Annotated in this window: 7 protein-coding genes; 6 read left to right on the top strand and 1 reads right to left on the bottom strand. The window is 37.7% G+C overall.

The annotated features are described in order from the left end of the window. The first annotated feature begins 21 nt into the window (after positions 1 to 21). The 6 genes from tynA (at position 22) to RFH42_RS14630 (ending at position 10,327) form a co-directional block, all read left to right on the top strand. Positions 22 to 2,313 carry a primary-amine oxidase gene (gene tynA / locus RFH42_RS14655; RefSeq protein ID WP_308976530.1) on the top strand — a complete coding sequence of 764 codons (2,292 nt, stop codon included), beginning with the start codon at positions 22 to 24 and terminating at the stop codon, positions 2,311 to 2,313. An 82-nt stretch (positions 2,314 to 2,395) separates the two neighbouring features. Further along, a complete protein-coding gene (locus RFH42_RS14650; RefSeq protein ID WP_308976528.1) occupies positions 2,396 to 3,805 on the top strand; it encodes an aldehyde dehydrogenase family protein in 1,410 nt (469 codons plus the stop codon). A 231-nt stretch (positions 3,806 to 4,036) separates the two neighbouring features. Then, positions 4,037 to 6,787: a bifunctional [glutamate--ammonia ligase]-adenylyl-L-tyrosine phosphorylase/[glutamate--ammonia-ligase] adenylyltransferase gene (gene glnE / locus RFH42_RS14645; RefSeq protein WP_308976527.1), complete on the top strand. Its 2,751-nt coding sequence runs from the start codon at positions 4,037 to 4,039 to the stop codon at positions 6,785 to 6,787. Positions 6,788 to 6,812: 25 nt separating this feature from the next. After that, positions 6,813 to 7,739 carry a branched-chain amino acid transaminase gene (locus RFH42_RS14640; RefSeq protein WP_308976526.1) on the top strand — a complete coding sequence of 309 codons (927 nt, stop codon included), beginning with the start codon at positions 6,813 to 6,815 and terminating at the stop codon, positions 7,737 to 7,739. 100 nt (positions 7,740 to 7,839) lie between these two features. Further along, positions 7,840 to 8,730: a mitochondrial fission ELM1 family protein gene (locus tag RFH42_RS14635; protein WP_308976525.1), complete on the top strand. Its 891-nt coding sequence runs from the start codon at positions 7,840 to 7,842 to the stop codon at positions 8,728 to 8,730. A gap of 127 nt (positions 8,731 to 8,857) precedes the next feature. Continuing rightward, the gene (locus RFH42_RS14630; protein ID WP_308976523.1) at positions 8,858 to 10,327 is read left to right on the top strand and encodes a sulfatase-like hydrolase/transferase; all 1,470 of its coding nucleotides are present in this window, start codon (positions 8,858 to 8,860) and stop codon (positions 10,325 to 10,327) included. Positions 10,328 to 10,418: 91 nt separating this feature from the next. Here RFH42_RS14630 and RFH42_RS14625 read toward each other — a convergent pair whose 3' ends face one another. Beyond that, positions 10,419 to 12,023, bottom strand: coding sequence for a sulfatase-like hydrolase/transferase (locus tag RFH42_RS14625; protein WP_308976521.1), 1,605 nt, complete (start codon positions 12,021 to 12,023; stop codon positions 10,419 to 10,421). Positions 12,024 to 12,054: the final 31 nt, after the last annotated feature.

Raw genomic sequence — 12,054 nt, 5'->3', positions numbered from 1 at the left:
AGTGCTAGATAAGGTTTAACAATGAAGTTAAATACAATAATGCAGGGAATGAAACTTAATACGCAACTTAAAGCATGTTTGTTGAGTCTTCCGATGGTATTGGCTGGGCAACAGGCTTTGGCACATGGGCAGGTAGCCGAAATGCTTCCACTACAACAAGCTATGCAAAATGTGGGTGCAGCTGTTGAGCATGACCCATATTCAGGCGTGTACACCATTAGTAAAAACTCAACTTATGTTAAGGTCAAAGCAAATACGTCATCAATTTTGGTGAACGGTCAAGAACTAAACATTAGCGTACCTGTCGTTGAGAAAAATGGCCAAGCTTATGCTTCTACAACCTTGGCGAACGAAATATTTCAGTCTGGTTTAGATCAAACTTTTATTGCTGAAACGGTAGCGCATCCGCTTAACAGTCTTTCTGCAGAGGAAATTAGTCAAGCAAGAGCAGTGGTCGCAGCGGATCACCGTGCTCCTAAAATTTTGCGTTTTAGTCGTTTAGCATTGAAAGCACCAAATAAATATCAAGTTTGGAGTGATGTGCTATCAAATACAGCTTCAAAACAAGCTCGTGAAGTCAATTTTTCTTTATTGCAGGGTAATCAGATTATTGAAGGAGTAGTGAATCTAAAGAGTAAAAAGGTAACAGCGTGGAAGGTGATTAAAGATACACATGGCATGGTGTTGCTAGATGATTTTGATTTAGTGCAAAAAGTAATTAAAGAAAGTCCTGAGTTTGCTGCTGCATTGAAAAAACGTGGTATCCATGATGTTCAACAAGTGGTCGCAACACCCTTAACTGTCGGTTACTTTGGTGGTGAAGATGGATTAAATAAAGAGTTTAATTATCTAAAAATTGTGTCATATCTTGATGTTGGAGATGGAAATTATTGGGCACATCCAATTGAAAACCTAGTTGCGGTTGTTGATTTAGATCAAAAAAAAGTGGTTAAAGTTGAGGATGGCGATTTGGTTCCTATTCCTATGGCGGCCCGTCCTTATGATGGTCGTGATCGACAGGCTTCTACAACTAAACCATTACGTATTACAGAACCCGAAGGTAAAAACTTTCAAGTCTCTGGCCAATATGTCCACTGGAACAATTGGTGTTTTCATGTTGCATTAGATTCAAGGGTAGGGCTGCAATTATCAACCGTTTCATATAAAGATAAAGGGGTGAAACGCAAGATCATGTATTCAGGGAACCTTGGAGGTATGATTGTACCTTATGGTGATCCAGATCTAGGTTGGTACTTTAAATCTTATTTAGATTCTGGTGATTATGGCATGGGGACACTGACGGCTTCACTTGATCGTGGAACAGATGTTCCTGAAAATGCAGTGATGTTTGATGCTGTTATTGCTGATTATCAGGGTAATCCAATGACCATACCGCGTGCTTTTGCGATTTTTGAACGCTATGCCAACCCTGATTACAAACATCAGGAAATGGGGCAAGCCAATGTGAGTGTAGCACGTCGTGAATTAGTCGTGCGTTGGGTGAGTACCATTGGCAACTATGATTATATTTTTGATTGGGTTTTAGCGGAAAATGGAACCATTGGGATTAATGCAGGGGCATCGGGTATTGAGGCTGTTAAAGGTGTAAAGGCCAAGACGATGCATGATAGTACTGCCAAAGCAGATACGCGTTATGGAACACTCATCGACCATAATATTGTTGGAACAACACATCAACACATCTATAACTTCCGCCTTGACCTTGATGTAGATGGTGAAAAAAATAGCTTCACTCATATGAATCCAGTAGTACAAGCAAATCATAAAGGGGTGCGTAAGAGTGCAATGGAAATTGAAATGTCAACGGTCGCAACTGAACAAGCTGCCAGTGAAAAATTTGATCCAAGTACGATCCGTTTGATTAGTAATTATAATGTAGAAAATGCGATGGGTAATCCTGTGTCGTATCAATTGATCCCATTTGCAGGAGGAACACATCCTATTGCCAAAGGTGCAAATTTTTCTACAGATGAGTGGTTGTTTAAACGTCTTAATTTTATGGACAAACAAATTTGGGTAACAAAGTACAATCCAAATGAACTGTATCCTGATGGGGATTATCCAAATCGTTCGACACATGATACGGGATTGGGCCAATTTACTGCCAATAACAATAATATTGAAAATCAAGATCTGGTTGTTTGGCTAACCACAGGAACAACGCATGTCGCTCGCTCAGAAGAGTGGCCGATGATGCCAACAGAATGGGTTAATGTTTTACTTAAACCTTGGAATTTTTTTGATCAAACACCAAGTTTAAAACAAAACCAGTCTGATAAAACACAGCATTAATATGCACTAAAACCCTCAGCGATAATGCTCAGGGTTTTAAAGTTAGAAGCGAATGAATAAATGATGAATGAGGGAATTTATCATGTTAAATCAAATGATTTATAACGGAAAAAATCAGCAAGGACAGGGTGAAGCAATCGCAGTGTTAGATCCTGCCTCATTGCAAGTCATTACAACTTTTCATAGTGCAACTGTAGTACAGGTGGATGCTGCGGTTGCCACTGCACAACAGGCTTTTTTACAGTGGCAAAACTATAGTGATCAACAGGTTAAACAATGTTTAACCGCAATTTCAGCAGATATTTTATCATCACGTGATGAACTTGCTCGTTTGATTTGTTTAGAGCAAGGTAAGCCATTAGCGGTTGCACAGCTTGAAGTTGATATGGCGGTATATTGGCTGAATGTAACGAATGCTTTAGAGATCCCTGTTCTTCGGCAACAGGATGAGCATGGTAAGGTGATGCAGACTTATCATCGCCCAGTTGGTGTGGTGGCATCTATCACACCATGGAATTGGCCTTTAATGATTGCAGTATGGCATATCATTCCAGCGTTGAAGGCGAAAAATTGTGTCATTAATAAACCTTCTGAATATACACCACTGAGCAGTATTTTATTGGTGGAGATTATTAATCGTCATCTTCCAGCAGGGGTATGTAATATTGTCTTGGGGGAAGGAGATGTAGGGGCGGCGCTGACCCAGCATCATGGCATAAATAAAGTCACCTTTACTGGTTCAACCGTGGTTGGGCAGCAGATTTTGTCACATTCAGCGCAGGATTTAACACCGGTGATTTTAGAATTGGGTGGTAATGATGCGGCAATTGTATTGGATGATGTTGATGTTGCTACGATTGCTGAGAAAATTTTCAATGCGGCATTTTTTAATGCAGGTCAAACATGTGCTTGTATTAAGCGACTCTATGTCCATGTAGATGTGTATGATGCAATGGTAGAAGCACTGGTTGAGTTAGCCGATCAACAAGTGTTAGGTCATGGTTTGGAGCCTACAACAACCATGGGGCCGATACAAAATATTAAACATTATCATAAAGTAAAAACGATGCTTGCTGCAGCTTTGGAAGAGGGGGCTGTGATTGCCAATAAATCTATCGCGACTGTACCTGAGGAAGGGTATTTTATTGCACCTTTAATATTAACCAATGTGAAAGAACAAAGTGATATTTTTGCTTCTGAGCAATTTGCACCTATTTTACCTGTAGTTAAATTTAGTGATATTGATGAAGTCATTCAGCAGAGCAATGCAACAGACTATGCTTTGGGGGCTTCAATTTGGACTCAAGATCTTAATCGAGCTTCACATTTGGCCAAACAAATGCAGGCTGGAACAGTATGGGTAAATAGCCATGCAGATGTATCACCACATGCTGCTTTTTCTGGATGGAAAATGTCTGGTTTAGGCTCTTCATTTGCACTAGATGGCTTATTGCAATTCACCCAAAAGCAAGTAATTCATGGGTTAAGCTAAGGATTTGATGATTAATCTATAGCATTCATTAAGTTCAGGGCTGGTACAAGGTACCAGCCTTTTTTGTTATTTATCTAGAACGAGGCTTGGGATGGAGTTGTTTTGTTGAAAATATGATGATGTAAATTACACCCAGCCTAGTTTGTTGATAAAAAGTTACTCTAGCTCTTTTAAAAGATATGATGCTCCTGTTATAACAAATCAATTGGATAAAGAGTTGATCATATTGTGATGAATGCTGCGCAGTTACAAAAAACTTTAACCGCAAGTGAATATGCGGAACGTGTACTCAGATTACATCAGGCGGAGATTGAACAAGATTATTTACTTGATCAATTTTTGAAGCCTTTGTCTACTGCGCAAATTTATCAATATGTTGAAGCTAGTGTGGCTGAGATTAGCGATGAAAAGCAGTGGATGCAGATCATGAGGATCTTGCGTGCCCGCTTGATGTTTCGCTGGATTTGGCAAGATGCAAATCAGCTTACTGATGTTGTGGGATTAACTCGTGAGCTATCAGATTTTGCCGATGCCTGTATTTGTGCTGCAAAAGCCTTTGCCAAGATTCCTTTAGTCGCTAAACATGGTGAACCCTATAGTTTTAATGGGAAATTGCAAGATTTAATTGTGGTTGCTATGGGGAAATTGGGAGCACAGGAGCTTAATCTTTCTAGTGACATTGATTTAATTTTTGCCTTTGATGAGCAAGGCGAAACCAATGGGCGTAAGTGCATTGATGTGCAGCAGTTCTGTATTTTGTGGGGACAAAAGCTGATTTATTTGTTAGACCATATTAGTGCTGAAGGTTTTGTATTCCGCGTAGATATGCGTCTAAGACCTTGGGGAGATGGTTCTGCACTCGCAATCAGTCATGCCGCATTAGAAAAATATTTGAGTCAGCATGGCCGTGAGTGGGAGCGTTATGCCTGGATCAAAGCACGTATAGTCACTGGCGGTGCTGAAGGTGAAGACTTACTACGTATGACTCGACCGTTCGTATTTCGGAAATACGTGGATTACACCGCATTCGAAGCGATGCGTGAAATGAAGTCAATGATTGAGAGAGAGGTCAATCGACGTAATATTACAGATGACATTAAACTGGGTGCTGGCGGAATTCGTGAAGTTGAGTTTATTGTTCAGGTATTTCAACTGATTTACGGTGGTTCTAAGTTGGAATTACAAGATCGTCAGTGTTTGGTTAGTCTGGCGCATTTGGGTGAAGTTGGATTACTTGATCAGCAGGCGGTACTTGATTTAGAAGATGCTTATCTGTTTTTAAGACGTGTTGAGCATGCGATACAAGCACTGAATGATCAGCAAACTCAATCTTTGCCAGTTGATGACGAACATCGTCAGCGCATGATTGCCACTTTAGGGTTTGTGAGTTGGGATGATTTTTTACAGGTATTAAATAATAAACGAACCAAAGTCGTTTTTCAGTTTGAACACCTTATTAAGGAAAAAGGAATTGAATCACCTACTGAAAATTTTAGTCAGTTAGAGAAACAACTTGATCCATTACTCGATGAACGTGCAAAAAATTTGGTCCATGAGTTTTGGAATGGACATGCGATTAAGAAATTACCTGCTAAAGCAGTGAATCGCCTGACTGAGTTTTGGCCTCATTTGGTGCAGGCTGTTTTACAATCGGATAGTCCTCAAACTGCACTAATTCGCTTAATGCCTTTGGTTGAATCTATCATGCGACGTAGCGTTTATTTGGTCATGTTGATTGAGAGCAAAGGCGCATTACAACGTTTAGTGAAAATGGCAACAGTGAGTCCTTGGATTTGTGAGGAATTAACACAATACCCAGTATTGTTAGATGAATTCTTAACAATGGATTTTGAGCTACCTAAGCGGCAAGATTTGGAAGATTCTTTACGTCAGCAGTTACTTCGAATTGAGCTTGAACAAATTGAAGATCTTATGCGTGTGTTACGTTTATTTAAAAAATCGAATGTATTAGCGGTTGCTGCAAGTGATGTATTGGCAGAAAGCCCCTTGATGAAGGTGTCTGACGCATTAACAGATATTGCAGAGGTTTCTGTGATTGCGACTTTAAATTTAGCGTATCGAACAGTGGCAAAACGACATGGATATCCACTGAATGTACAAGGTGTTCGTTGTAGCTTAGAAGATTTGGCTTTTGCTGTCATTGGTTATGGCAAAGTAGGTGGAATAGAACTTGGTTATGGCTCTGATTTAGATCTTGTCTTTATCCATTATATGGATGAGCAAGCAGACACAGATGGCCCTAAACCCATTAGTGGTTTTGAGTTTGCCATGCGAGTTGCACAGAAGTTTATTTCATTTATGACTACACAAACATTAGATGGCCGAGTATATGAAGTTGACACACGGTTACGTCCGTCTGGTGAGGCTGGATTATTGGTTACCAGCTTAAAAGCATTTGAGCAATATCAACTCAAAAATGCATGGATGTGGGAACATCAGGCTTTAGTGCGTGCACGTTCTATCGCTGGTGATGTGCTATTAAGAGCGCAATTTGAACGTTTACGCCGTGAAATATTAACGATACCACGTGATGAAAATAAAGTGCGTCAAGAAGTGCTGAATATGCGTGAAAAAATGAAAGATCATCTAGGTTCTTCTAATGAGCAAAAAAAACATGGAATTTTTCACCTAAAACAAGATGCGGGTGGTATCGTTGACATTGAATTTATGGCACAGTATGTAGTGCTAGCATGGAGTGGGACGAAACCAGATCTCGCCCATTATCCAGACAATGTAAGAATCCTCGAAGATGCAGCAAAAGCCGATTGCTTATCCAGTGACGACGTTTCTGCTTTGATTCAGGCTTATCTCAGTGAACGAGCCGAGAGCCACCGCTTAGCCCTTGCAAATCAATCCATGCAAGTGAGCGCTGCGGACTGGCACGATACCCGTGAGATCGTTTGCAAGTTATGGCAAAGATTAATTGATCCTACAGCGACTTTCGCAGTGGGTCGTGAATAATTATGTTAAATTTGGAGAGTGTGCCATGAACTTGGCTGATCGTGATGGTTTTATTTGGCAAGACGGACAATTGGTTGATTGGCGTGAAGCAAAAATTCATGTATTAACACATACTTTACACTATAGTATGGGTGTGTTTGAGGGTGTGCGTGCTTATGAAACACCAAATGGAACAGCTATTTTCCGCCTACAAGATCATACTAAGCGTTTATTAAACTCAGCCAAAATTTATCAAATGAAAGTCCCATTTGATCAAGCAACCTTAGAACAAGCACAGTTAGAAGTGGTACGTGAAAATAAACTATCATCTTGCTATTTGCGCCCAATTATTTTTATTGGTTCAGAAAAATTAGGTATTGCTGCTACAGATAATACTATTCACGCTGTTGTTGCTGCGTGGAGTTGGGGCGCGTATTTGGGTGATGAAGCAATGTCGAAAGGTATTCGCGTTAAAACATCATCATTTACTCACCACCACCCGAATGTGACAATGTGCAAAGCAAAAGCTGCTGGTAACTATACAGTTTCTATTCTTGCTCATCAGGAAGTTGCTCAATCAGGTTATGATGAAGCAATGTTAATGGACCCACAAGGTTTTGTATGCCAAGGTTCTGGTGAAAATGTATTCTTGGTAAAAGATGGTGCATTACACACACCTGATTTGGCTGGTGGTGCTTTAGATGGTATTACACGTCAAACTATTATTACGCTTGCAAAAGATATGGGTATTGATGTTGTAGAGCGCCGTATCACACGTGATGAATTCTATATTGCTGATGAAGCATTCTTTACGGGTACTGCTGCTGAAGTTACACCAATTCGTGAATATGATGATCGTGAAATTGGTTGTGGTTCACGTGGTCCAATTACTGAGAAAATTCAAAAAGCTTTCTTTGATGCAGTACAAGGTAAAGACCCTAAATATGCACATTGGTTGACTTATGTAAAATAAGCCAACTTAGTAGGTAACATGATAAAAAAGGCGAAACTTTGTGTTCGCCTTTTTTAATATTATTCTGTTTTTTTGTATTAAAAAGACCAAAGGAAATCAGATGAATATTCTTTATGTCAGTGATGCTAAGGCTGGGCATCGTGCTCAAGCACTTGGACTTTGGCAAGCTATGCAAAGAGCTTATGACGGTGAAATTACTTTTCAAGAAATTAATATTAATAAAATCCCGCTCTTTCCTTTATTACTCAGTTGCTTGAGTAAACGGTATACTGAAATAAATATAGTGCCTGATTATATATTTAGTGTTGGGAGTCATACACAGTTACGTACGTTATTGCTTGGGCGAGTTTATCCACGTGCAAAAACAGTGGTTTTGATGAAACCCAATTATCCATTTTCTTGTTTCGATCATGTTATTGTGCCTGAACATGATGCTGTTGGACAAAGAGAGAATGTTATTGAAACACTGGGGGCATTAAACCCAATAGTGAATCAACTACAACATAAATCTCAACGCATTTTAATTGCATTGGGAGGGAGTTCAAAACGGCATGTATGGCAAACCGATTCGATTTTGGCTGCATTACAACAGATCACACTGGCCAATCCAAATGCACAAATTATATTAACCACATCTAGACGTACACCAGAAAGCTTTCTTACTTTACTTAAACAACAGTCTTATGTGGCTCAGATACAGATTTTTCCAGTTGAAGATACTGAGCAAGGTTGGATTTTTCAACAAATGCAACAGGCAGAAGCTGTTTGGGTGACGGAAGATAGTGTATCCATGGTATTTGAAGCACTAACGGCAGGTTGTAGAGTAGGAGTCATTCCACTGCAACGTTTAAAGCAAGATCGTATTACTCGATCTATTGACAGTTTGGTTGATAAACAATGGTTGGGGAAGACATTTTCCTTAAATGATTTACCTCAAGCACAAAGTATTAATGAAGCGGATAGGGTAGCTCGTTCATTATTAATAAAATAATTTTGATCTCAAAATCTGGGTGTTGGTTACAAAAAACACATTAAATTGAAAGCATTGTATAAGGTTGATGCTTGTAAACCGTTTTATTTATTGTAGGATTGTCGCTTTATTTTAATAAATTTTTGTCATGCAACAATGTATAAAATATGGTTTGCCACTGTTGGTTGCAGTCGGTTTAATTATTGGTTTAGGTTTCTGGGAATTTTTATTTAAGTTTAGTGATTTTTTAATTTTTTTAATCATTGTCTTATTTAGTACTTGTTTCTTGATTTTAATAAAATGTAGTGAATGGCGCTGGGCAAAACATATTGGATTTATACTATCAACTTTGATTTGCTTGTATATTGCAACTGGAACAGGTTTTCTACAAGGACGTATGTCTATAGGCATTATTGCTTCTATATACCAAACAAATCATAACGAAGCTTTGGAGTTTCTTTCAGTTGTTCAGTATAAATATATAGTCTATGCCTTGGTTGTATTGGGATTATCTGCGTATTTTTTTTATAAAATGCCAAGACTATATAATTTAAGATTCCCGCGTTATATTGCAATAATATTGATTGTACTCAATGTGTTTAATCTATTTTTTGTACAGACTGCTCGAGCTATTATTAAATATAAAAAAGAAGAAGCAATACTCTATGCGGGACAAGAAATCAAACCTGATTGGAAAATTAACAAAGTAAATTATCCTTATGATAATCAAATCATTATTATTGGGGAAAGTGTCCAAAGAAATTATTTGTCATTATATGGGTATCCTGAAAAAACAACTCCATTTTTAGATCGTATGCCCGTAACTGTTGTGGATGATTATATTTCTACTTCTGCAAATACAGCGACCAGTTTGCCAAGAACATTAGCTTATATGGATCAAGATCGACATATTCAATCTGCGATGAATGTGGTTACACTTGCTAATCAGGCTGGCTACAATACGATTTGGATTTCTAATCAAGGTTTTGTAGGTAAGAATGATACGAATATTTCACAAATAGCGATTCACGCGAAGCATCAATTTTTCTTAAAAAGTGGTAACTATATGTCAGAAGATATTGATGATGACCATATGTTAACTATTTTGTCGAATCAATTGAAAAAGTATAAGGGACAAAAAAATATTATTTTTATTCATATGATGGGCTCTCATCCTGATGCATGTGAGCGTTTGTTTAATAGTCCACGCCTATATCCGAAGAAGACAGAGGCAATGAATTGTTATTTATCAAGTATTAATAAGTTGGATCATTTTATTGAGAAGGCCTATAAGCAATTAGAAAAGACAAAACGCAGCTTTAATATAACGTATTTTTCAGATCATGGTATGACAGTGAGTGATTCAGGTATTTACGTAGATAACGATCATAAAGCAAATTATCAGGTTCCATTTTTTATCTTAAGCAGTGATGCACATACGAAAAAACATATTGATAAGCGTATAAGTGCTTTTCAGTATTTGGATATTTATGCTGGGCTCATTGGTGTGGAAACACCATTGTTAAAACCAGAGAGCCAATTAGAAAACTTAGAGAACAATACTGATGTTACTGTGTTTGATTGGGAAAACTATGTTCCTTATCTTAATTTAAGGTAGTGTTTTTATAGAGAATAAACGCCATTAAGGCATGATTTTTAATGACATGAAAAAGGGGGATATCCCCCCTTTTTATTTTGTTGTAAGTTTCTTATTTCTTACAAAAGGCTTTCTGGGCGATGTCATGGTCAAATTTTTTATAACCGTGAGCATCGTCATAAGGTAGAGAAATATTAACGAAGTAGTCTTTAACTTCATTCGGGTTGTGAATGTTCCAACCAATGCTTGAAGCAACGAACTTACCAAGTTCATAATTACCTAGAAGGCATTCGTTTGAAAGGGCTGGATCTTGTAATAGCTTTTCAGCACCATTTAGTGCGTATAAGAATATAGGCACTCCTGCAGTTTGCAGAATAGGCGCACCATGTCCCCATAAATTATCATATCCAAATAACTCACTATGATCTGAAGTATAGACAATAATGGTGGGTTTATTGGTTATTTTCTCTGTTGTTTGGATTAATGATTTAATGAAATCATCTTGGAAATGCATAGAGTTGTCATAGGTATCAACAAGTTTTTCTTTTTCAGATTGACCTGTTTTATAGATATCATATGATGCAGGATAGTTATCAACATAGGCAAAATGATTGTTACGCTGATGTAAAACAACAAAGAATGGTTTAGAAAAATCATGTTGTGTAGACATGTTTTCAAGAAATTTGATTAATCTAAAATCTGTTAAAGTATCTTGAGGAATAATCTTGGAGTTCACATCATGAAACTCATCTACATCTGTAGCATTGACCAATGAAGCTAAAACACCTGATTTTTGATTTGATAGATAATAAGTAGCATATTGGTTTTGTTTGGCTAAATGAAATAAGTTTGTTTTTAATGAGAGTAATTGTTTCGAGTTATCAGGCTCTTGAATAACATTCAATGTTAGGGGTACACCAATCCGAGTAGAAAATCCACGTGATACACCATGAAAATACTTAAACTGATCTGGATGTTGTTCCGCAAGAGATTTTAAATAAGGTGTCGTATCTCTAGGGTATCCGTATAAGGACATATGTTCAAAGTTTGCACTTTCACCCATGATGAAAATAACATTCACAGCCGAATTATTTTTACTTAACGTATAAGCAGGATACTCTTTACCTTGGGCATTATTTTTTTTCACTAACCCACCAAGATAATGGGTATATACGCCAATACTATTTCTCACTACGCTGTAATGTAAGCTTACTTCAAATTTTTTGTGATTGAATACAGGAATAAAAAAAGCAATGATAAATAATAAAGACAATACTGTATTAACAATACTGACCTTATTATTTAGGCGTATAGGCATTTTAAAAATAATATAGAGCGAGTAAATGTAAAGCGCTAGATACCACAACAATGGTTTTATAAAAATAGCGATCCCTGATATTAGCCCCTTGCTGGTATCTTCAATTTCTGTGAAGAACATAGCAATATCATAAGGCATGAGATATCGCCCGAAATATTGATTAAACACGACGTTTATACCCGTACCTAAAACAATAAGGCTGCTTAGAACCACAGCTATCGTTTTATACTTTGAAAAACGCGCAACTAACAACACAATAAAAACAAGTAGATAGGTCGTAACGTAACTTGAGAAGGAAAGCTGCAATGAATCATTGGTGCTAAAAACATACTCGCCAATTGCCATTAAAACGCTAATAATGAGTATATGTAGTACGCTAGCTACGGTTGGATTCTTCATTGGTCGTGATTATCACAAAAGTGTAAAAATG

Origin of the sequence: Acinetobacter rudis (assembly GCF_031157835.1) — a bacterium.
In the GTDB taxonomy this organism is placed as follows: domain Bacteria; phylum Pseudomonadota; class Gammaproteobacteria; order Pseudomonadales; family Moraxellaceae; genus Acinetobacter; species Acinetobacter rudis_A.
This window is presented reverse-complemented; position numbering and strand designations above follow the sequence as displayed.

Coding starts and splice junctions, on each gene's coding strand:
- tynA (WP_308976530.1), top strand. CDS start 22: ATGAAGTTAAATACAATAATGCAGGGAATGAAACTTAATACGCAACTT.
- RFH42_RS14650 (WP_308976528.1), top strand. CDS start 2,396: ATGTTAAATCAAATGATTTATAACGGAAAAAATCAGCAAGGACAGGGT.
- glnE (WP_308976527.1), top strand. CDS start 4,037: ATGAATGCTGCGCAGTTACAAAAAACTTTAACCGCAAGTGAATATGCG.
- RFH42_RS14640 (WP_308976526.1), top strand. CDS start 6,813: ATGAACTTGGCTGATCGTGATGGTTTTATTTGGCAAGACGGACAATTG.
- RFH42_RS14635 (WP_308976525.1), top strand. CDS start 7,840: ATGAATATTCTTTATGTCAGTGATGCTAAGGCTGGGCATCGTGCTCAA.
- RFH42_RS14630 (WP_308976523.1), top strand. CDS start 8,858: ATGCAACAATGTATAAAATATGGTTTGCCACTGTTGGTTGCAGTCGGT.
- RFH42_RS14625 (WP_308976521.1), bottom strand. CDS start 12,023: ATGAAGAATCCAACCGTAGCTAGCGTACTACATATACTCATTATTAGC.